The sequence below is a fragment of the Pedobacter borealis DSM 19626 genome, assembly GCF_000708285.2.
Classification (GTDB): Bacteria; Bacteroidota; Bacteroidia; order Sphingobacteriales; family Sphingobacteriaceae; genus Pedobacter; species Pedobacter borealis.
In genome coordinates this window covers 1-20,594 of sequence record NZ_JAUG01000092.1, presented here as the reverse complement: position 1 = coordinate 20,594, position 20,594 = coordinate 1, and the positions used below count along the sequence as shown (strand labels likewise).

The 20,594-nt window shown below is 40.1% G+C and carries 21 protein-coding genes and 1 tRNA gene; 5 read left to right on the top strand and 17 right to left on the bottom strand.

The features are described 5' to 3' along the window. From AW17_RS24710 to AW17_RS24505, 9 genes are all read right to left on the bottom strand, one after another. A partial coding sequence (locus tag AW17_RS24710; RefSeq protein ID WP_029279168.1) for a hypothetical protein occupies window positions 1-216 on the bottom strand: 216 nt, incomplete at its 3' end. A gap of 151 nt (window positions 217-367) precedes the next feature. Beyond that, a tRNA-Asn gene (locus AW17_RS19440) sits at window positions 368-444 on the bottom strand. A 199-nt stretch (window positions 445-643) separates the two neighbouring features. Beyond that, window positions 644-2,209, bottom strand: coding sequence for a SusD/RagB family nutrient-binding outer membrane lipoprotein (locus AW17_RS19435; RefSeq protein WP_029279166.1), 1,566 nt, complete (start codon window positions 2,207-2,209; stop codon window positions 644-646). Window positions 2,210-2,227: 18 nt separating this feature from the next. Further along, window positions 2,228-5,455 carry a SusC/RagA family TonB-linked outer membrane protein gene (locus AW17_RS19430; protein WP_051691976.1) on the bottom strand — a complete coding sequence of 1,076 codons (3,228 nt, stop codon included), beginning with the start codon at window positions 5,453-5,455 and terminating at the stop codon, window positions 2,228-2,230. Window positions 5,456-5,560: 105 nt separating this feature from the next. Continuing rightward, a complete protein-coding gene (locus AW17_RS19425; protein WP_029279162.1) occupies window positions 5,561-6,721 on the bottom strand; it encodes a TIGR03364 family FAD-dependent oxidoreductase in 1,161 nt (386 codons plus the stop codon). Between the two features lie 335 nt (window positions 6,722-7,056). Further along, window positions 7,057-8,376, bottom strand: coding sequence for a DUF5690 family protein (locus AW17_RS19420; protein ID WP_157280369.1), 1,320 nt, complete (start codon window positions 8,374-8,376; stop codon window positions 7,057-7,059). A 154-nt stretch (window positions 8,377-8,530) separates the two neighbouring features. Next, window positions 8,531-9,421, bottom strand: coding sequence for an alkaline phosphatase family protein (locus AW17_RS19415; protein ID WP_029279158.1), 891 nt, complete (start codon window positions 9,419-9,421; stop codon window positions 8,531-8,533). 91 nt (window positions 9,422-9,512) lie between these two features. Then, the gene (locus tag AW17_RS19410) at window positions 9,513-10,082 is read right to left on the bottom strand and encodes a helix-turn-helix domain-containing protein (protein WP_029279156.1); all 570 of its coding nucleotides are present in this window, start codon (window positions 10,080-10,082) and stop codon (window positions 9,513-9,515) included. 247 nt (window positions 10,083-10,329) lie between these two features. Next, a complete protein-coding gene (locus AW17_RS24505; RefSeq protein WP_167343702.1) occupies window positions 10,330-10,488 on the bottom strand; it encodes a hypothetical protein in 159 nt (52 codons plus the stop codon). 245 nt (window positions 10,489-10,733) lie between these two features. Between AW17_RS24505 and AW17_RS19405 the strand changes: the two genes are divergently transcribed. Continuing rightward, window positions 10,734-11,180, top strand: coding sequence for a GNAT family N-acetyltransferase (locus tag AW17_RS19405; RefSeq protein ID WP_209444299.1), 447 nt, complete (start codon window positions 10,734-10,736; stop codon window positions 11,178-11,180). Between the two features lie 60 nt (window positions 11,181-11,240). Here the strand turns inward: AW17_RS19405 and AW17_RS19400 are convergent, their stop codons facing one another. The 5 genes from AW17_RS19400 to AW17_RS19380 all read right to left on the bottom strand — a co-directional run bounded on the left by AW17_RS19400 (window position 11,241) and on the right by AW17_RS19380 (window position 14,307). Next, a complete protein-coding gene (locus tag AW17_RS19400) occupies window positions 11,241-11,816 on the bottom strand; it encodes a DUF4256 domain-containing protein (protein ID WP_029279154.1) in 576 nt (191 codons plus the stop codon). Between the two features lie 663 nt (window positions 11,817-12,479). Beyond that, the gene (locus AW17_RS19395) at window positions 12,480-13,064 is read right to left on the bottom strand and encodes a YdeI/OmpD-associated family protein (protein WP_029279152.1); all 585 of its coding nucleotides are present in this window, start codon (window positions 13,062-13,064) and stop codon (window positions 12,480-12,482) included. A 55-nt stretch (window positions 13,065-13,119) separates the two neighbouring features. Next, window positions 13,120-13,503, bottom strand: a complete 384-nt coding sequence (locus tag AW17_RS19390) for a DoxX family protein (RefSeq protein WP_029279150.1) — start codon at window positions 13,501-13,503, stop codon at window positions 13,120-13,122. Window positions 13,504-13,509: 6 nt separating this feature from the next. Then, window positions 13,510-13,977: an SRPBCC domain-containing protein gene (locus AW17_RS19385; protein ID WP_029279148.1), complete on the bottom strand. Its 468-nt coding sequence runs from the start codon at window positions 13,975-13,977 to the stop codon at window positions 13,510-13,512. Between the two features lie 6 nt (window positions 13,978-13,983). Next, window positions 13,984-14,307, bottom strand: a complete 324-nt coding sequence (locus tag AW17_RS19380; RefSeq protein ID WP_029279146.1) for an ArsR/SmtB family transcription factor — start codon at window positions 14,305-14,307, stop codon at window positions 13,984-13,986. Between the two features lie 217 nt (window positions 14,308-14,524). On the opposite strand from AW17_RS19380, the gene AW17_RS19375 reads away from it, so the two are divergent. Then, a complete protein-coding gene (locus AW17_RS19375) occupies window positions 14,525-15,427 on the top strand; it encodes a PhzF family isomerase (protein WP_029279144.1) in 903 nt (300 codons plus the stop codon). A 211-nt stretch (window positions 15,428-15,638) separates the two neighbouring features. On the opposite strand, the gene AW17_RS24300 is transcribed toward AW17_RS19375, so the two are convergent. Together AW17_RS24300 and AW17_RS19370 are read right to left on the bottom strand one after the other, a co-directional pair. Continuing rightward, on the bottom strand, window positions 15,639-15,866 hold the full coding sequence (locus AW17_RS24300) for a hypothetical protein (RefSeq protein ID WP_157280368.1): 228 nt from the start codon (window positions 15,864-15,866) through the stop codon (window positions 15,639-15,641). Window positions 15,867-15,906: 40 nt separating this feature from the next. Further along, entirely contained in the window at window positions 15,907-16,122 is a 216-nt protein-coding gene (locus AW17_RS19370; RefSeq protein WP_029279142.1) for a hypothetical protein, read from the bottom strand. 126 nt (window positions 16,123-16,248) lie between these two features. Between AW17_RS19370 and AW17_RS19365 the strand changes: the two genes are divergently transcribed. From AW17_RS19365 to AW17_RS19355, 3 genes are read left to right on the top strand one after another with little or no spacing between them, the layout of a single operon-like run. Next, window positions 16,249-17,778, top strand: coding sequence for a catalase (locus AW17_RS19365; RefSeq protein ID WP_029279140.1), 1,530 nt, complete (start codon window positions 16,249-16,251; stop codon window positions 17,776-17,778). Between the two features lie 48 nt (window positions 17,779-17,826). Beyond that, complete coding sequence (locus AW17_RS19360) at window positions 17,827-18,846, top strand: glutamyl-tRNA reductase (protein ID WP_029279138.1); 1,020 nt, start codon at window positions 17,827-17,829, stop codon at window positions 18,844-18,846. Window positions 18,847-18,852: 6 nt separating this feature from the next. After that, a complete protein-coding gene (locus AW17_RS19355; RefSeq protein WP_029279136.1) occupies window positions 18,853-19,380 on the top strand; it encodes an ankyrin repeat domain-containing protein in 528 nt (175 codons plus the stop codon). 136 nt (window positions 19,381-19,516) lie between these two features. Here the strand turns inward: AW17_RS19355 and AW17_RS19350 are convergent, their stop codons facing one another. Beyond that, a complete protein-coding gene (locus AW17_RS19350; RefSeq protein WP_029279134.1) occupies window positions 19,517-20,464 on the bottom strand; it encodes a hydrogen peroxide-inducible genes activator in 948 nt (315 codons plus the stop codon). Between the last annotated feature and the right edge of the window lie 130 nt (window positions 20,465-20,594).

The following is a 20,594-nucleotide window of genomic DNA, read 5'->3' as shown; positions in this document are numbered from 1 at the left end:
GCGGCCTAGTTGGGTGGAAACGCAAAATCGGTTAAAATGTTGATTATTAGTAGTTTGTAAAATAACGTCAATGGTAGGGTTAATTAATTGTTTAAAAATCAAAATAGATGACAGAAGCTTTTTTTTTGCAGTGGTAGGCTGCGAAGAATCGTCATTGCGAGAAGGCTCTTTCAGCCGACGAAGCAATCTTACAACGATCGCTACCAGCGTGCGCATTAAGATTGCTTCGTTCCTCGCAATGACGACCATCCTATTGGAGTCTGTCAATGGTAGCGGAGTGTAACGTAGTCGAGAAATCATTAGGTTAACAGCGAAATAGGAGATAAAAAAAGAAGGGCAAGCGATCGTAAAACGTGCTTGCCCACTCTGGCTCCCTCTGCTGGGCTCGAACCAGCGACCCTCTGATTAACAGTCAGATGCTCTAACCAGCTGAGCTAAGAAGGAGTACTGGTCGTTTCCTAAAATGAGGTTTATTTATACTTTACAGTTAAATACCCTTGTTCATTTTGGGAGTGCAATATTAGCGCTTTTAAACTATTTATGCAAAAATTAATTCAATTATTATTTAAGAAAACGATCCTCCCTTTACGGCGGAGGATCGTTTTGCGAATTTCAAACTGAATATCAACAGGTTATCCTCTTTCTATTTAACAATCCAAGGTGCGAGGTTAATATCGTCAATTCCATTATATTGGCGAAGTAAAGCCTGTTTTAGGTTTTCGCCATTGGTTGTTCTTTCGATATTGGGGTACTGAAAACGCTTGGGAATCCTGTTACTATTGCCTACGCCAGGGCCTAAATCGAAAGTTGGCACACCTGTTCTGCGGTACTGATAGTAAGCTTCGAAGCCCGAATTACGGAAATAAGCCAGGTATTTCTGTGTCAGGATCTGCTTTAAACCATCGGCTGTATTACCGGCATATTTAACCGCGGCCTGCGCATAATAATCGCTTTCGAAAGAGAAATTAATATTAAAATTTTCAAATTCGCCCAGCTTCCCATCCTTTTTCAAAAAGGTGACCACATTAACGCCGTCTTTAATACCATAGAAACTGACAGAAGCCTGAATCCCTTTTTTATACCAGCTTTCTGCATCGCCAGTAGCCCAACCGCGGTTAATACCCTCTGCTTTGATAAAACAAAGCTCAGGATAAGCAATGATAAAAGTATTTTCTGCTGTATAACCACTATAGTAGCGATAACGGCCAATCAGCGAATACAGCCCCTTCTGTACCTTATCCAACATTACCCCCTGGTCTTCACCTGTAGGTGCACCAATAAAATTGCGGTAATCGGTAATGGCGTAACCATTGGCTTCGGCTATTCCTCTTGCCGGCTCAGCAACCATGTAGGCCCGGGGATCTTTAAGGGTCGAAAGCGTATTTAAATACGTACCCGCCATATTGTAACGCAGGGCATCATTACCAAAATTATCTTTATTGTTCGGGTATTTGTTAAAACTCTCATTGTATACAAACTGCAGGTTATCGGCCATACTCTCCATAACCGGATATTTGGTCGGGTTACCCAATACCGCAGCAAATTGTTGTTTTACCTGTAAGTCGGCATCATCTGCTTTTGTACTCAAATTGATCAAAGTCCGTAATTTAAAGGTATTTACCACCTTTTGCCAAGCTGCCAGGTCATTTTTAAGGTAGATATCGCCTTTTAATTCTTTGTTGCCTGCAACAATTAAAGCCGATAAATCGTTGTTCGATTCTTCTAACCAGGTTAACGATTGTTTAAAAATATCTTTTTGGGTATCGTACTTCGGGGTTAAGTTGGCGAAACCTTTTAAGGCGTCAGTCATTGGTAAATCGCCCACTTTCAAACTCATTTTCACAAAATAATATGCTTTAAAGAATTTAGCCAGTGCCAGGTAAGGCTTAGCTACTGCACCGCCTAAACGGTTGGCTTCCCCTTCCATTTTTACCACATTTTTTAAAGTTGTATAATCTAACGAAGCACCTGTCCAATCGTAGTTATTGGTTGCGTAATAGAAATAATTGGCCGCAGTGTACTGGTTCCATCTTTCTGAGCCCGAAAAAGGTGCCTCGTACATATCGAACAAAATACCGTTCAATAATAAGTTTGGCGGAACGGTTTCGGCCTGGTTCGGATTTTTAAAATTTTCTTCAAATTCTTTCTTGCACCCGCCACAAACAGCAACGATGATGAAGAGGAACAGGATTTTATATATTGATTTCATAATACTTATTGCTAAAGGTTAAAAAGTAACATTCAGGTTAAAACCTATACTTCTTGTAGTTGGTGTTTGCAGTGTAGAGGTACCTTCTCTGCCCGAGTACTGATCTACATCCACATCGTTATAAGTAGAATTGATAAAGTACAGGAGATTACGTCCCACTACCGAAATATTGGCCGATTTGATAAACGTGCGCTCCAATAGTTTCTTAGGCAATTGGTAGCCAAAAGTTACTTCGCGCAATTTGGCATAGGTGCGGCTCATCATGGTGTTCTCTTTGGCACCATAAAAAACGCCCAGATAATCCTGCAACAACTGCGGAGTGGTATTCGGCGCAAAAGTTAGGTCGCCATAATTGGTAATTACACCCGTAACCGGATCGAAATTGAGCTTACCGTTATTGGCAACCACCACACCATCGCCTACCCATGTACCTTTATAAGTTGGATCGTTTACACGCAGGTAATCCTGATATCTGGCTTCGCCCATTTTACCCTGGATGGTTTCGATCTGACGACCGCCCTGGAACGATTTTAACCTAACATAATCTTGCATTACGCCACCCACTTTACCATCTAACTGGAAACTGAAAGAGAAATTCTCATACCTGAATTTGTTACCGATGCTCCATACCCAGTTTGGATCGGCATGCCCCAGCAGCTGGTTAACCGGTAACGAAACCGGTGTTCCGCTTGAAGTATGGATCACCTGTCCGCTTGGTGTTTTAGCTAAAACAGAACCATAGATATTGTCGATACGGTCACCGGTTTTAAAGAATTGATCAACCGATGTTTCGCCCGGGGCAAGTTCCTTGTAAATCTGTTTGTAGGTAGACCAGTTGATCATAACATCCCAGCCAAATTTGTCGGTCATGATTGGTGCACCTGATAAACTTAACTCCACTCCACTGTTTTGCGTTTTACGGCCGTTGATGGTATTGGTTTGGTAACCTGTTGCTGCTGAGATATTTTGTCTGATAATTTTCGGCCCATCAAGATACCTGAAATATGTAGCTTCAAAACCTAACCGGTTTTTCAGGAACTTCAGATCGATACCACCTTCGTAATTGGTTCTGCTCTGCGCTTTTACTGCGTTCAGATCGATAAGGTTGTTGGTATAATAGGCACCTGTTTGGTTATTGTAGGTTGGCCTGATGCTGTAAGGCGAAGAAAGACCATAACCAGGACCACCGTATGACGAAGTATATTCTGCACCATAACCAATTGGATAAGTTTGCAGTGGTGTTGCACCAATAAATTCCTGTGTACCCAAACCCGGATCTTTAACGTTTGCATACGATGCCCTTACTTTTGCAAATGAAATAAAAGCAGGCATTTTTACATAATCGGAGATTACCGAGCTTAGCGAAACCGAAGGATAGAATGCTGAATTGTTGCCCGGAGGAAGTGCAGAGTTTTTATCTACACGGCCAGTGGTATTGATGTTCAGGTACTTTTTAAAGCTCAAATCAACTGAGTAAAAAGCACTTAACACCAACATTTGTGAATTGAAATCGAATGCTTTTACCGGGTTTTTAGAGTTCGAGAAGTTATATACATTCGGAACATTTAAATAATCGGTTGTGGTAAAGCTCGAATTGTAACTGAAGTTACGGGCATTACCACCGCCGAAAGCACTGATTTCGAATAAATCGCCAATGTTTTTATTGTACTTTAAAATCAATTGCGTATTGTTTTCGAACATGCTGCGGCGGTCTTCCCTATAATCGCCCAAGCCTTCTTCACGTCCGTATGGGTGAGCAGAAAACGGCATTTTCTCGGTCCTTAGCTGATCGTAAGTAGAGATCTGCGTTTTCAGCAATACATCCAATCCTTTGGTTACATTGTAGTTTAGAGAGGCATAACCGTTAATATCGTTCTTTTTATGTCCGCGTAACCACTCGTAAGATAAAAAATAAGGGTTATGGTAACGCTGGTATTCGGCGTAAATAGACTGGATTCCTTCTTTACCTGGCTGCCAGTAGTTTTTCATATCGTCGATGTTCCAGTCGGCACCGCCCCAAAGTGTCATGTTATAAATCACACTGTTCGGTCCATAATTTACATCAGGAATGTTATCAGAAAACTGGCGACTGTAATTGATGTAGGCTTCGGCCCTTAATTTCGGACTGATGTTATACGAACCACTTACATTAAAATTGTTGATATTTAATTGTGTGTTAGGTATAATTCCTTTTTGATAATTATTGGAAATGGAAACCCTTAAATTATACTTATCTGTTGCAGAAGATAAGGCAATGTTGTTTGCAGAAAGCAATCCTGTTTCAATAAAACGCTTTAAGTTATCCTTTCCACGGCCTACCCATGGTGTACCCTGGCGCACGCCGTTCACAATCGGACTATCATATTGAGGAATCAACTGACCGTCGAATTTTGGCCCCCAGATATCGTAATCACCATCATTTAAGCCACCACCTTTTCCATCACCAAAAGCGTAGGCACTGTGCTCACCTGGCCCGTACTCGTCCTGGCTTTTCGGCAAAGCGATAAACCCTTTGTTAAACTGCGTGCTCGAATTTAGTTCTACGGTAAAACCTTTGTCGCTCAGTTTACCTCTTTTAGTGGTGATTAATAATGCACCATTATAAGCCTGATAGCCATAAAGTGCCGCTGCTGCTGGGCCTTTAAGCACGGTATAAGTATCAATATCATCGGGATTGATATTCCAGGTATCCGAATTGATCGGCACCCCATCTACCACTACCAAATTAACATCGTTACCGCGAAGGTAAAGCGACGAACGGCCCAAAAGCTCTGAAGATACCCCAACAGTTAAACCGGCAACCTTACCCACCAATCCGTTTACCGGATTAGCTTCTCTGGCTTTTACCAGATCGGCTCCTTTTACTTCCTGAATGGCATAACCCAGGTTTCTTTTCTCTTTACGGATACCGAGGGCGGTAACCACTACCTCGTTTAAATTTTTCGAGTCTGTTTTTAAAGTTACGGTAAGGTTTGCGCCAGTAACCTGAACTTCTTGCGGAAGAAATCCGATCGAACTAAAAACAAGTGTTTCGCCTGTTTTGGCATCGAGGGTAAAGCGGCCCGACAAATCGGTAGAAGTAGCTTTTTTAGTCCCTTTTACCATTACGCTAACGCCTGGAACCGGCTGTTGCGCATCGTCTTTAACCAGACCAGCTATTTTTGTTTGTGCCCAGGAAAAATAAGGCGTGAGGCACAGCAACAGCAAAGCTACCATGCACATCTTCATCTTGTAGAGATGTTTCATTTATCTATAATTTTTTTAGGTTTTATAGATGCAATGATAAGATGTGTATGTTAGCCTAATGCCAACTTTTAGTTAACAAAAACCCCTATTTCTGTTTAGTATTTGTTAACCAAATATTTTCTTAATGCTTTCTGCGGCATAACCTGCGCTGGCAGTCATTCCTTTACCGCCAATAGCTGTACGGATATGGATGCGATCGTCGAGATCGTAAGTTACAATATGTTTTGTTGCGTGCTGCGGATAAAATCCGGCCCAGGTACTTTGCAGTTTTCGCACATCGAAATCAACTATCCGGGCTGCTTCTTTGAGCATGAGCTCATTAATGTGGTGGCTTAAATCGAAACCCAGATCGTCGAAATGGTTTACATCGGCATACACATGCGAATCGCCAATAATAATCGTATTATCTGCCGCCTTTTTAAACAGGATATGGATACCCCATTTTTTCAGCTCTTCGTAATGCTCAGGGGTTTTAATGCTTTTAAAAGACGGACAATAGTACTCAAAACTCTCATAACGCCTGGTAGTTAACCCTGTTAAAATATTACCTGTTAAAGCTACTTCTGGCATAGGTATGCTGCGCATCATCTGCAGCTTACTTACCACAATACCGCTCTCGCTAAACAGTTCGGGATAAAGCAGTTTAAATTCGTAACCGTTACAGATAATGGCTTTCTCTGCCGTAAAAAGTTCAGTATTGTTTCTTAAACCTACTTCAACACCAGTGCCTTTGCTTTCGCAGGCGGTAACCGGACTGTTGTATTTAAGTGTGTATTGTGCAAACTTAGTCTGCATATATTCATGCAGGCGGTGGATCATTTGATCTGGTGCTACACTAATTTCCTGAGGAAAAAAGATGGCTTCTTTGGCATAAGAAGATTTAATAGCAGGATATTTCTTTAAAACCGCTTTTTGACTAAGCAATTCGGTTTCGTACCCAATGGTATCGTAATGTGCTTTCAGCTCGTGGATCAAGGTCTGCTCATCGTTATCTGATGCGATGTACACACTACCATTTTGCTGCACGGAAATATCGAATTCTTGCTGAATTGATTTATAAATATCTAAGCCAGCCACCCCATATTCGAACCATTCGGCCTCCATACCTGAGGGTACCACCTGACCAAAATTGCGTACCGTAGCGCCAACCGGAAAATTGTCTTTTTCGAGCTGTAGTACCGATTTGCCCGAAAGTAAAGCATGGTAAGCATGGAATGTTCCTAGAATCCCTCCACCAATTACAATAAGATCGAAATGTTTATTCATTGTTTATTTTTTGCTGATCTCAGGATGTTTTTAATTCATCCAGACATCAATGTTGAGTTAATATTGTTTAGCTACTTTATCTTTTAAAAATTACGCGTCATTCTCGCGCAGGCGGGAATCTTAAAGCTTATTGCATTACGATTATACATAAGCTTTCTTTTCTTCATAAGCATTCATGAGCACTACTTGGTTCCCAGTCAAGTTGAGAATGACGATCTCTTGAGGACCACCGCGCCCTGTACTTCTACCATTTAAGAAATGTAAGAAACATATAAGCTTAAATGACCTTATATTCCTTACATGGCAAAAAATGACATCCAAAAAAAAACATCTTTTCACTTTCCTGCTAAAATTACACTCCCAGCCGCCTGCATCTTTTTGTTTGTAACCAAAGTTTTTCTTCTAAAATAGATCAAAGAAAGTACACTACACATCCCTCCAATTAATGGTATGGCAAACAAACACTGCTTAAAAAAGTGCATCCAGCTGGCATTCGTATCACCGAACTCATGAAACAGGAGTATTGAAAAACTACCTACATAACCAATAGAATCGGCCACATACATAATAAAACCGATGTTGCTCTTATAATGAAAATTGGCAATCATCCGTTCAAAGAAAATAGCATTATAGGGAATGTAGGCCATATACAGTCCCATTCCCAGTAAAGCCATCCAGCTAACAGGCCCAATGTAGCCCCTATCAAAAAAGAATGTACATACGCCAATTAGCAAACAGCCCGAAATAATCATGATATGGATCACGGTAAAAGCTTTGAGGTTATCTTTAATCAGGATCAAAAGTCCCATCATCACCAATACCACAACCGAAATCAGGGTATCAATCTGCGTATAGATATGGTTGTTATGAATACCTAGGCCATTCCAGATTTCTACTTCGAAATTATCGCGCATATCGCGGATACAGGTAAGCAGCACGTAAATGATTATGGTTAAGATGATACCTGGCAAAAATGTGGTGATAAACTTTCTGCGCTGTTTCGCATCCATTGGCACCCGCTTGGTACGTAACTCCTGATCTTCTTTTGAAGGCGGCGGAATAACCTCCAGACAAAAAACAAACAGGAACAGTGGAAGCAGAAAAACCAGTCCGGTAAGAAAAGGCATCCAATAATCGCTTACCGAAGCAAACGACATCAGCGTACGTGCTACCGTTTTAACAAAACCTGAGGCAAATATTAAACTGATCGACATTAACGCACCCATAAATTCGGTTGTTTTTCTTCCTTCCAAATAACTGAATACCAAACCCCAGATCATGCCCAAAGGGAAACCGTTGAGAAAAAGAAATACAATATTGTAAGGAGCAGGTACCAAAGCAAATCCGAGCAGGGCTAGCCAAGAAAAAAGAATCAGAAAAATGATGCTCCTTGCCCGGTTACTTTTCCCCGATTCGGAAATAAAACGGATACCATAAAACTTACTTAAGGTATAACCTACCATTTGAGCAATAACCAACCAAACTTTATAATCGATATGCAGAAATTCCTGATGCTCAAAAGTAGCAGAGGCAAAAGCTTTACGAAAGGCATACATACTGGTATAACAACCAAATGCTGCTATACCACCAAGCATTGTAATTAACCAATAAGGCCAATTAAGTGCTTTTTTTCGGGCAAGATGAAGTAAACTCATCCTAATATCTGCTTATGTTGTTTATCATACCGAACACCATTAATTTGATTGAAATATGTATTTATCTAAAAACACAATAGTAAACATTGTTTATTTTTAGTAAACAATATAAAGATTATCAAATTGTTAAGTTTTAACCGTGTAGGGCCTGTATTTATTTCGTAAAGGCCTCTAATACCGGCCTCCCTCTCCAACATTGCGGTTGTTGCAACCTCATTAACCAGGCTAGTGTTGCGGCCGTATCGTAGGTAATAATTGCATCTTTTAATTCGTGGTTTTTACGAACGCCAGGGCCTGAGATAATCCACGGGATCTGCACTTCATCAAGCGATTTACCCCCATGGCCTTTACCTTTACCACCGTGATCGGCAGTAACCAGGATAACGGTTTCATCAGCTATGCCTGCATCGTTAACCGCTTTTACAATTTTACCGATCCGCTGATCCACCAACTCCAGTTGTTTATAATAAGCCGGTGTACGGTGACCGATTGAATGCCCCGTACCATCAGGTTCGTCTAAATGCAGAAAGGTAAAATAAGGTTTTTCTTTTTTGATAATCGCAACAGTGGTATCAGTGCAAAAATCATCTTTGTCATTTCCGCTAACGATGATATTTACTGCTTCTTTCTCAAATAAATAACCAATACCACTCCAGCTATACACAATAGCTGTTTTAGCCTGTTTTTTTTGATCTCTGATTACACTAAATATCCCTGGAAACAAACCATAAGATGTTTTGGTGATAGATGGAATTTCGGGCACTTTACTGTCCCATTCGGTATAACCATGTTCGGTTGACCCAGCACCCATTAACAGGGAAGCCCAGTTTACAGCACTGGAAGATGGCAATACACAACGTGCCTGTGTAGTCCACGAGCCGTTAGCCATTAGTGCTTTAAGATTAGGCATATTCGCCTCTGGCAAAGCGTAGCCACCAAAACCATCGCAACCAATTAAGATTACGTGTTTAATTTTTTTAGGTTGTGCCTGGGCAAATACACATAAACAAAGTAGCACTAAAGTACTTTTCAAAAATCTTTTCATATTCATATTTTCTATTACCAAACCTAAGATTGGTTTATAAAGATGAAGATAAGTATTTGTTAAGTATTAATAAACTTTGTTTACATAAATGTTATTCAAAAAAATAAATCACCAGCATTAGCGCCCTGCTATCGCCAATATTAACCGGGGTGTGAGAAAGCCTTCCATCGAAAAGCATAGAGTCTCCTTTTTCGAGTATAATTTTCTTTTTCGAAAACTGATACTCTACTTTACCTTCTATCATGTATTTAAATTCGAAAGCTTCGGTTTTCACCATTGGGCGATGCGCATTCACTTCGAGCTCGAGCAGTACAAAATCGGCAGTCGAAAACTTAATATTCTTAGTTAAAATACGCGAGTAGTTAAAACCTACGGCCTGTTCTTTTTCGAACTTCTGGTACTGATCTTTTCGTTTCACCAGAACGGGGGCATCTTTTTTATGAAAATTGATATCCTTAAAAAAACTGTTCAGATCTATCTGCAGACTTTTAATAATATCCATTAATACCATTAAAGACGGAATGGTACGGCTATTTTCGATTTGAGAGATCAGCCCCTTGCTTACCTCTGCTTTATCTGCAAGCTCCTGAACGGTAATCCCCAGTTCTTTACGTCTTTCTTTAATTTTAAGGCTAATCTGTAAAAGAATTTCTTCTTGCATATGCTAAAATCGTGTTAATAACGCTAATGTATTATTTTATTCCTACAATCTAAATCAACAATCGCATTAGTTACGGAATTACATTTTTAACATGCTTATAAAAACAAGAGGCTGTATCATAAAGGCGATTTCACCTCAGATGCTGTCATGTTGAGCCTGTCGAAACACCTTAAAGCGTATTTAAACGGGTCCTTCGACAAGCTCAGGATGACATATATATATTTATGATACAGCCTCTAGCAAAAATTTAACGGTAATGTCCGGGTACCCAATACCGACCGCCATGAGGGCCAATATTATAATGCCCGCGTACCCAGTGTGCCCTTGGTGCATGTGCGCTTACCACGCATGCACTAAAATTAACCGCCATAACCAATAAGAGCAATGCATTTACAATCCTTTTCATAACCTAACCTTTTAAGTGAAAAATAAATCAAGCTTTATGCTGTGTGTTTTATTTTGACGGTTGGTTAAAAGAAAAGTTTAATCGTTTTAAAGAAAAAACTAAGGCATGTTACCAGCCTTGGTAGCTTCATGAAAGTGAGATAGCTTGATCGTCTCTGACCCATAGTTGATGGTTAGGTGGCCGCCTGGTAACCAATGCCCAATTAACCAGCGAACCATTAAATCTATTCTGTTATCTTTGGAACCATGACGATTAGATTAGCTGTAACAGCAGATATCCCGAAGATAATGCATTTAGTAAGCAAGGTTGTACCGCTTATGCGTGCGGCAGGGAATTTCCAATGGGGAGAAGATTACCCAAACCCAGAGGTATTTGATAATGATATTACCATCGGTCAGTTATGGATAGCCGAGCTACAAGATCAGGTTGTTGGTGTTTCTGCAATTACTACAGATCAAGATCCCGAGTATGCCGATGCGGGTTGGGATATTAACAAACAAGCCATTGTTACGCACCGTTTAGCAGTAGACCCTGACAGCCAGGGCATGGACATTGCCAAGGCTTTAATGAACCAGGCCGAAGTGGTAGCAAAAGCTTCGGGAATTTCTATCTTAAGGGTTGATACCAATAGCGAAAATATGGCCACTCAAGCAATTCCCCGAAGCTCGGCTATCAGTTTAGCGGTGAAATAAGCTTGGCCAAACGCCCTGGACTACGTTTCTTTTGTTATCAAAAATTACTGTAATCATCAGTTACACTTTTAACAAACCACGAAATGCTCTTGCAGCATAATACGATTGTGCGCCATTGTGATACACGAACACATGATTGTAGCGGCGATCGCCAAAAAAGGCACCACCCAATTTTCTAATCTCTGGAGGGGTAACAAGCCAACTCGATGTTTTGGTATCGAACTTTCCGAGTTGCTGCAAAAAGCGGTATTGCTCTTCTGTTAAAAGTTCGACACCCATCGTAGCAGCCATATCAATAGCATTATTTTCCGGTTGGTGCTCTTTTCTCGATTCCAGTCCTTCCAAATCATAACAAATACTCCTCCGGCCTTTAGGGCTTTCTGCCGAGCAATCGTAAAAAATGTATTCGCCTGTTTTTTTGTCGAAATCAACTATATCAGGTTCGCCACCTGTTATTTCCATTTCATCGAGTATCCATAGTTTTCCGGGATCGGCTACTAACCTTTCCTCTACTTTAGCCCATTCAATGCCTTTATGGCGATTCATATTTTTTTCAAAACGGACTTTTAAAGTATGGAGGAGTTCTTTGGCTTGCTCTGCCGACAACTCTTTTTTATTATTATTTATTTTACTCATATGTTTTTTTTGGTTAAAAATCCTGTCGTCTATAATTCTATCCTAATCAAGTATAAGGCTTACCCTATCTTTCAGTACCACTTTTTTACTAAATAGGTTAGGAGCGCAGTGCCTGTACAAAATACTAAGTTTCTTCCCGTTTTCTGCTTTTACGCTTTCCCGAAAGTTCGGGATACCTCCTTGCTGCAGGTAACGCTCAATGTCATTAAGTTAAGCATACATTTGTCAGTCTGAGCCTGTCGAAGACCTTTACTAGTCGAAAACAAAAAAAACATTTGTCCTTCGACAGGCTCAGGATGACAATGTTTTTTGTTTTCTTCTTAACTTAACAACATTGGGGTAACGCTCCAACCGGGGCTAAATGGCTAAGGCAGCCTTTCATTTTTTTGGGGGGGGACAGGGCGCACAAACCCTTGCTCCTAAACCCGACAGCAGCGACAGCCTCCGATTTTTCCATCGGAGCTATAGCGGATGGCGGGACTGAAACCGCCAAGAACCACAAACCGCTCATTTCTTAATTTCAAAAAACACTAATCTCTACCTGGAGCACAATGCCTTTACACTACATTAAAAAGATCCTTCGACTACGCTCTCCACAGGAGTCCTTTGGACAGGATGACAAACCAATAGTGATAACATCCGACAATACGAAATGAGGAACGATTAGTCATTCAATCCTTTGCCGCTTAATATCTGCGGCATAAATTTCTCTACCCTTGCCTCACGGGTTTTAGCTTGTTTGGGCGCAGCAAAATGAAGCAGATACGCCCTTTGTCGCCCAGGTGTTAATGCCTCGAATGCTGTTTTTAAATCAGGAATATGATCTAATTTATGTTGAAACTCATCTGGAATGGTATACGCTGCTGTTTTTTTCAAATCTACTTTCAAACCAGCTCTTTCTACCTCAATGGCTTCATAAATATAAGTTTTCAAAATAGGTTTCAGTTCCACGATTTCTAGGGCATTGGTAAAACGTGCCTGTCTTGCCGACTGTACATTTTTCGTTTGCTGGATCAGGATCCCAGCGGCATCATTCAATAAAACGCCTTTAAAAAATAAAAATGCGCAGTATTCTTTAAAATCATGTATTAAAACGATGTTGCTGTTGTGTAAGGTATAACAAGGCACTCCCCATTTTAATTCTTCGGTAAGCCCACAATCTAGGGCAATTGTCCGTAGCAGCAACAGTTCTTCCTGCCACTTTTTCGCTTTGTTAAAATAAAAATCAACTTTTGGATTCGTTTTCATATCAGTCGAATTTGTTGTTCCTTTACCCCGTTCCTTCCTTATAATTTAAATTATTTTAGTTAACTGAGCTAATTTTTCTATCTGCAGGCCTAAAATACCACGACAATACAGTTAACACGAGCAGCAATATTGGCCCAAAATATGCCGAAAAACTGGTATCGCCAATTGCAATATGTGAGAAAACAGCACCAGACATGGCAAAGAAAAAACCTGCATAAGCCCATTCTTTCAGTAAAATAAATTTAGGAATTAACACCGCAACCACACCCAAAATCTTCCAAATCCCCAATATAGTCAGAAAATAAAGCGGGTAACCCAATTGCGTAAACAATGTCACTTCTTCTTTCATTTTTATCAACTGTACTATTCCTGTTGATAACATGCCTAGCGATAGCCAAACGGTGGCAATCCAATAGATAATTTTGTCTCTTTTTGTCATAATGTACTATTTTAATTGGTTTACAATGTTTTCTAAACGGTTATGTGCCATATTAATACCCTGAGCAAAAGGCAAGGCAAGTATTTGATCCCTTAATGCCACTGATTTATAAACTACATGCATAGTAAGTTTACTACGATCATCGGTTAGTTTATCAAACTTTAAAAACTCAAGCTGAACGCCAAAAGGTGTATTTTCCATTTCGAATGTCCGCGTTATTTTTTCATCAGGCACAAACTCGTGTATAACTCCGGTGGCTACAAATGCTACGTTCCCTTTAGCATCAGCAGTTTCGAACTGGTAACTGCCATACTTTTTGTTTTCAAGTTTCAATACTTTTGTCCCCATCCATTGCGCTATAATTTCAGGTTCAACATAAGCCTTAAAAAGCAATTCTACAGGCAGATCAAATTCTCTGGTAATGATCATTTCCTGTTTGCCATTTTCGGCATCAATTTTTGTTTTCTGCTCCATGTTATGCTATTTGCTTGGTTTATAGTTTTTCATGATATCTTCCAGTTTATTAAATCTGTCGTCCCACATCTTGCGGAACGGCTCAATAAAATCGGCAATTTCTTTCATTTTTTTTGCGTTAGTGTGGTAATGAATTTCTCTGCCGTTTTGTTTTTGCTCCAACAACTCGCACTCCGTGAGGATCTGTAGGTGTTTTGAAATAGTTGGCCTTGCGGTGTCGAAATTGGTAGCTATTGCACCAGCCGTCATCGATTGTGAAGCAACTAAAAGCAATATTGTCCTTCTCGTAGGGTCGGCAATGGCCTGAAATACATCTCTTCTTAAATTCATTATGTAGCTATTTGACTACAAATATACATGTAGTCATTTAACTACGCAAATTTTTATGAAAGTTTTTTTTTAACAAGGCTTTCTTCAACAGATCGTCATAAGTTTGGTTTCATTCGTCATATCTATTAAAGCATCAGGATCCTGTTTATAAAATTGAATATATTTGATCAGCACATGCAAAAGAGAAGAAAGTCCCCCTTAACGAACCCGAAACACCATGAAAACCTATAAAATATACCAGATAGATGCTTTTACAAAGGAGAGATTTAGTGGAAATCCAGCAGGCGTAGTTGTGAATGCCGACGGGCTCACTGATGCTCAAATGCAACAGATTGCCAAAGAATTAAACAATTCTGAAACAGCCTTTCTTTTTTCTCCCGACGACTATGATTCTGATGGCTTAATCAGGTATTTTACACCAGCATCCGAAGTTCCCATTTGTGGCCATGCTACAATTGCCGCGATGTACGCAAAAGCCATTGAATACAATTTAGACTCTTGTATTTTGAAATACAAAACTAAGGTTGGCACGCTGCCTTTTGAGATCATTAAGAAAAACGGGGACTATCAGATAATAATGACCCAGGGTAAATTTGAACTCAGCCCGATATTCGATACCGCTACCACTCAACAAATACTATCAGCATTAAAGCTTGACAATGCTGATACTGATGAAAGATGCCCGGTACAGATTGCTTCTACAGGACATTCGAAAGTGATGATTGGAATAAAAAGCAGAGAAAAGTTGAACAATCTTACCCCTGATTACAATAGTTTGATTGATCTAAGTAAACAGATTAATTGCAATGGCTATTTTGTATTCACATTTGACTCGGATGATGATAACGTATTAACATATGGAAGAATGTTTGCCCCTGCAATCGGAATAAATGAAGATCCGGTTACAGGTAATGCAAATGGACCTTTAGGCGGATACCTCATACAAAATAAAATTGTTGATTTTAAGGATAGCCTCTTCGAATTCAATGGCAAACAAGGAGAAAAGATAAACAGACTCGGAATGATCAGCGTTAGTGTCGGAATTGAAAATGGTCTACCTTCGCTAATTAAGATAAAAGGTGATGCTACGGTAGTATTTAAAACTGAAATTAAAATATAACAATTAAAGGCCTTACTACATTCAGTATAATTTCACCTATCCCATAAACGCAAAAAACCCACAACGAAAGTTGTGGGTTTTGGCTCCCCACAATGGTGTTTTTTCGAACCAATTCATTGAGAAATTGCGAAGAATTGGAAATTTGGGCGAAGATTTTACAATATTATAATTTACAATATGTGTTGTTTAAGTTTTTTACATTCGAGTTTCGCTATTTTTCCCAAACGACACTTAACACAGAATTGTATCGCGGTGTAATTACACAGAACTCATACATTGGGCTATCTTCATCGTATTTCCCCAAATCGAACCAGGTTGATTTCACTATTTCCTGAGCAGAGTCTGCCCTTGAGTATATGCGATTGTAAACATAGTATTCATTTGCTACGGAATCACTTGGTACATCTAACTTGTTTTTGTCCGGCACCCAGTATCTCATATCTGTAGATTTTTTCCAGTACTGAATTTTGCTCCCTTTGCTATAAAATGCTGCTATTACTTAAGATTGTTAATTTACCGTCATTATTATATCCACCGCGATTGATCATTACATGGCTTTCTATTTCATAGTCCCCATCTTTTAAGTCAAATTGTATGATTGCCTTAAAGTGCGCGTTTCCAAAACCGTCTTTAAGTTTATAAAAATCCATAAAGGCAGATAGTTCAGTGGAAGAGATAGCTGGATCGTTTTTCATTTATAAAGGGTTTTGAGTCATGATATTGCAATTTCAAGATAGGTTTTTTCTATGAGTTCATCAGATGAATCGATTGGTTTTCAAACGCCGGGCAATATAGCTTTGACCACTTAAAAATAAGAAGCTATGAATAAAAAAATTCCCTTATTACTCTCATCTTTCTGCCTGTCCGTTTTTACTTATGCGCAGCAAAAGACTTTGACAACAAACACCGGCGCGCCGGTAGGCGATAATCAAAACTCCCAAACGATTGGAAACAACGGGCCTGTTTTGCTGGAAGACATTCATTTAATTGAGAAACTGGCATCATTTGACAGGGAGCGAATCCCGGAACGGGTTGTTCATGCGAGAGGGGCAGGTGCTTTTGGTGTGTTTACCAGCGTAGGTGATTTTTCAGCTTATACCAAAGCCTCTTTATTTGCTGCTAAGGGTAAAACAACACCGGTATTTACAAGATTTTCAACTGTGATCCATGGAAACGGATCGCCGGAGACGCTTCGTGATCCGCGCGGATTTGCTGTTAAGTTTTATACAGACCAGGGTAATTACGATATAGTGGGCAATAATCTTCCTGTTTTTTTTATCAGGGATGCCATTAAATTTCCAGACATGGTGCATTCACTAAAGCCATCGCCGATCACTAACAGGCAAGATCCCAACAGGTTTTTTGATTTCTTTTCCCATGTACCGGAATCTACTCACATGTTAACCCGTTTATACACCAGTCTTGGAATACCTGCAAATTACCGCCAGATGGACGGATCTGGTGTGCACGCCTTTAAGTGGGTTAATGATAAAGGAGAAATTACCTATGCTAAATACACCTGGAAGTCAATGCAAGGCGTTAAAGGTTTAACAAGCGATGAAGCAAGCGTAATTCAGTCGAAAGACTTCCAGCATGCGACCCATGATCTTTATGATCATATTAAAAGCGGTGATTTTCCATCCTGGCAACTGTACGTGCAAATGTTAAAGCCCGAGGAGCTGAATAAGCTGGATTTTAACCCGCTTGATGCAACTAAGATCTGGCCCGAGAAAGATGCGAAAAGCATATTGGTAGGCACCATGACCTTAAATAAAGCACCGGACAACTTCTTCGAACAAGTAGAAGAATCAGCATTTTCACCTGGTGATCTGGTACCGGGCATAGAACCATCCGAAGATAAACTGCTCCAGGGCCGGTTGTTTTCTTATTTCGATACCCAACGTTATCGGATCGGTGCAAATTTTCAGGCCTTACCGGTAAATGCGCCCAAGGTCGCTGTTCAGTCATACAATCAGGACGGGGCACTTAGTAATCGTCAAAAAACATCTGATGTTAATTACCAGCCCAGTGTGTCAGAAAAGGAATATACAGATAACAGCAATTACAAATATGCTGCAACAACTTATAACCCGGCCAGCACAGTTCAGCATAAGATTGACAAACCGGATAACTTTAAACAGGCCGGGGACTTTTACAGATCGTTATCCGACGCTGAGAAATCAGAACTGGTTAAAAACCTAACTGGCGATCTGTCGGTCGTTAATGATAGGTCAGTTGTGCTTAAAATGGTAGGTTACTTCTATATGGCCGATGCAGATTTTGGAAAAAGACTCGCATCAGTTCTTAAAATTTCAAGAGAAGAGGGCGAAGCCGCATTTCGGTCTAATTAATTAATCTTTAAAAACTAAGGAGGCAGGTCCTCCTTAGTTTTCCTGATCATGAAAATAAGCGTAGCATCCCTCAACTTTAAAAAAGCGGCACTTTCGGTCCGTTCCTGTTTTCAATTCACCAAAGATGAATTAGGTGAAGTTTATAAACACTTAAAATATAAAAATGGCTTAGCTGGACTCGTTATATTTTCCACCTGTAACCGTACCGAGATTTACCTCAATCATAACAGCCTTCTCACAATATACGATGTCTTGGAATACCTGCAGGACTACAAGCAGGTTAATCTGCCGCTGAATCATTTTGAATTCATTGAGGATAACCGGGCCGCTGTGGCTTATATGATGGAGGTAGCTAACGGCTTACACTCCATGGCTTTCGGAGACAAACAGGTTTTTGGGCAAATCAAGGAAGCTTTTATGGTAAGTCAGCGACATCACACCATCACCGGTCTGATGGAAAGGATATTTCAGGCGATCTTCCGTTCACATAAAAGGATCACAAAAGAAACGGCATATCACCAGGGTTCCCAGTCTATAAGTTATCTCGCGGTGAATGCGATTAGAAAGAAATACAGGGGTAGTAATATACCGGTACTAATTATAGGGGCCGGAGAAATTGCTGCTGATCTCATCAAATATTTTTCTTCCATGAGTTTTACAAACGTCACGGTGATCAACAGAACATCATCTAAAGCAGTTTCACTTGCTGAGCGTTATCAGTACCAGTTTGCAGATTACTGTTTAAGCCCCGGTTTTTTAACACGGTTTTCCGTGATCATATCCTGTGCCGCATCAAAGGATATTTTAGATGCCGGCAAGCTTGCCGAACTTCAACAGATCGTATTTATAGATTTAACGACCTTTCGCAGTATCATTCCACCGAAAAGCAAGGCCAATATGCTAACACTCGATCATTTGAATCTGCTAAAGGAAAATACGTCTGACGAGCAACTAAAAGCCACAGAGCAGGTGAGGGGCATTATAGCTGAGGAGGCGATAACCTTTTTTGATTGGATGGCAACCCGCTTAAAATTAACATACCAAAAACAAGCCGCGAAGGCTGCTTAATCGACGATGAAATACATCATAATAACCATTTTACTGATTTTTGTCAGACCAGTCAGTTTATTCTCCCAGGATATCTTTAATGCGGCGCGTAACAATGATACTGTTGGCTTGATCCGTTGTTTAAAAGCGGGAAATAAAATAGACACCACAGATGCAAGAGGTTCAACGCCTTTAATCATTGCTGTATATAATGAAAATCAGGATGCGGCACAGCTTTTATTGAAACATGGTGCCAGGGTTGACGCTCAGGACCGGTCAGGAAATACAGCAATGATGGGGGCCTGTTTTAAAGGGTATTTAAATATGGTGATGTTTTTACACCGAAATAAAGCTAATCTGAATCGCGTCAATTATAATGGCGCTACAGCGTTAATTTTTAGTTCAACATTCGGGCATAAACAGATAGTGAGATTCCTGCTGGAAAATGGCGCGGAAAAAGCGGTCAAAGACAAATGGGGCAAAAGTGCTTTAGACTATGCCGTAAATCAGGAAAATGAAGAAGTAGCTGCGATATTAAAAGAAACGCAGCGCTAAATATTGAAGATTTAAATAATATTATCAGCAGGTAGGGCAGGTTTAACAAAGCTGATGAACGCTATATGATACCAGTCATATTATAAAGCGAATGATAGCGGGGTTTTTATTAACGACGCTGTAAAAAGTAGCAGCATTAGGATGGTGTGATCACAGGGATAATATTATTGTTTTTATTGTCCCGGATTTTAAGAGGCAAACAGGATTTGATCTCCTCGCTTAGTATCGTGATTAGTTTCTTCTTGATATAATCTCTGTGAACTACAATACTAACCTCGCGCATAGGAACTGGTTCTGCAAAGTAACGAACCTGGTTTAACTGCTCATCATTCATATCGGTTGTTGCCAGTTCAGGTATGATAGTGATACCGTCATTGGTATCTATCATTCGTCTTAATGTTTCAATACTACCTGATTCATAAATGAACTGGCTTTGGTCGTTAATCGAATTTTTCAGGGCACAAAGGTTCATGATCTGACTTCTGAAGCAATGCTCTTCTTCAAGCAGCCATAACTTCTTCGGATCAATGTCCTGCGGTAGCATATAAGCTTTCTTTTCGGACGAATGCTTCCTGGAAACATAAGCCAGCAGTTCTTCATAAAATAACGGAAATTCTTTTATTCCTGCCTCCTGTAGCGGAGTTACCAGAATGCCAATATCAATCTTTCCGCTACGCAGGCTGGCAACCATCATATCCGTAGTGTATTCGTTCACAATAAGTTTTACACGGGGATATTTGGATGTAAAGGATTGGATAAACAATGGCAGTAGATAGGGCGCCAGGGTTGGAATGATACCTATTTTTAATTGGCCGGCAATTACGCCTAACCGCATCTGAACCATTTGATCGAGTACCTCCACCTCTGATAGGATTTTTCTGGCCTGTTCGATCAGTTCAACACCCAATTCTGTTGGAATAACGGGCTGTTTGCTGCGATCAAAAATCTTGGCTCCCATTTCATCTTCTGCCTTTTGTACCTGCATGCTCAGCGTTGGTTGAGAGACGAAGCACTTTTCCGCAGCTAAACCAAAATGGCGGTAAGTGTCAATAGCGACAATATATTTTAACTGAATCAGAGTCATTATAGTTTTTATCTATGGAATTTCAAATTTAATAAAAAAATTAAATTTGAAATATAGGGATTTTGGTGAATTTGGAGATATATAAAATTTCTGCTAAGAATATAGAAAAAGGTATAAATATAACCCATGG

Excerpts from the sequence above, each read along its gene's own strand:
- AW17_RS19435 (WP_029279166.1), bottom strand. The coding sequence starts at position 2,209 with ATGAAATCAATATATAAAATCCTGTTCCTCTTCATCATCGTTGCTGTT.
- AW17_RS19430 (WP_051691976.1), bottom strand. The coding sequence starts at position 5,455 with ATGAAACATCTCTACAAGATGAAGATGTGCATGGTAGCTTTGCTGTTG.
- AW17_RS19425 (WP_029279162.1), bottom strand. The coding sequence starts at position 6,721 with ATGAATAAACATTTCGATCTTATTGTAATTGGTGGAGGGATTCTAGGA.
- AW17_RS19420 (WP_157280369.1), bottom strand. The coding sequence starts at position 8,376 with ATGAGTTTACTTCATCTTGCCCGAAAAAAAGCACTTAATTGGCCTTAT.
- AW17_RS19415 (WP_029279158.1), bottom strand. The coding sequence starts at position 9,421 with ATGAAAAGATTTTTGAAAAGTACTTTAGTGCTACTTTGTTTATGTGTA.
- AW17_RS19410 (WP_029279156.1), bottom strand. The coding sequence starts at position 10,082 with ATGCAAGAAGAAATTCTTTTACAGATTAGCCTTAAAATTAAAGAAAGA.
- AW17_RS24505 (WP_167343702.1), bottom strand. The coding sequence starts at position 10,488 with ATGAAAAGGATTGTAAATGCATTGCTCTTATTGGTTATGGCGGTTAAT.
- AW17_RS19405 (WP_209444299.1), top strand. The coding sequence starts at position 10,734 with ATGACGATTAGATTAGCTGTAACAGCAGATATCCCGAAGATAATGCAT.
- AW17_RS19400 (WP_029279154.1), bottom strand. The coding sequence starts at position 11,816 with ATGAGTAAAATAAATAATAATAAAAAAGAGTTGTCGGCAGAGCAAGCC.
- AW17_RS19395 (WP_029279152.1), bottom strand. The coding sequence starts at position 13,064 with ATGAAAACGAATCCAAAAGTTGATTTTTATTTTAACAAAGCGAAAAAG.
- AW17_RS19390 (WP_029279150.1), bottom strand. The coding sequence starts at position 13,503 with ATGACAAAAAGAGACAAAATTATCTATTGGATTGCCACCGTTTGGCTA.
- AW17_RS19385 (WP_029279148.1), bottom strand. The coding sequence starts at position 13,977 with ATGGAGCAGAAAACAAAAATTGATGCCGAAAATGGCAAACAGGAAATG.
- AW17_RS19380 (WP_029279146.1), bottom strand. The coding sequence starts at position 14,307 with ATGAATTTAAGAAGAGATGTATTTCAGGCCATTGCCGACCCTACGAGA.
- AW17_RS19375 (WP_029279144.1), top strand. The coding sequence starts at position 14,525 with ATGAAAACCTATAAAATATACCAGATAGATGCTTTTACAAAGGAGAGA.
- AW17_RS24300 (WP_157280368.1), bottom strand. The coding sequence starts at position 15,866 with ATGAGATACTGGGTGCCGGACAAAAACAAGTTAGATGTACCAAGTGAT.
- AW17_RS19370 (WP_029279142.1), bottom strand. The coding sequence starts at position 16,122 with ATGAAAAACGATCCAGCTATCTCTTCCACTGAACTATCTGCCTTTATG.
- AW17_RS19365 (WP_029279140.1), top strand. The coding sequence starts at position 16,249 with ATGAATAAAAAAATTCCCTTATTACTCTCATCTTTCTGCCTGTCCGTT.
- AW17_RS19360 (WP_029279138.1), top strand. The coding sequence starts at position 17,827 with ATGAAAATAAGCGTAGCATCCCTCAACTTTAAAAAAGCGGCACTTTCG.
- AW17_RS19355 (WP_029279136.1), top strand. The coding sequence starts at position 18,853 with ATGAAATACATCATAATAACCATTTTACTGATTTTTGTCAGACCAGTC.
- AW17_RS19350 (WP_029279134.1), bottom strand. The coding sequence starts at position 20,464 with ATGACTCTGATTCAGTTAAAATATATTGTCGCTATTGACACTTACCGC.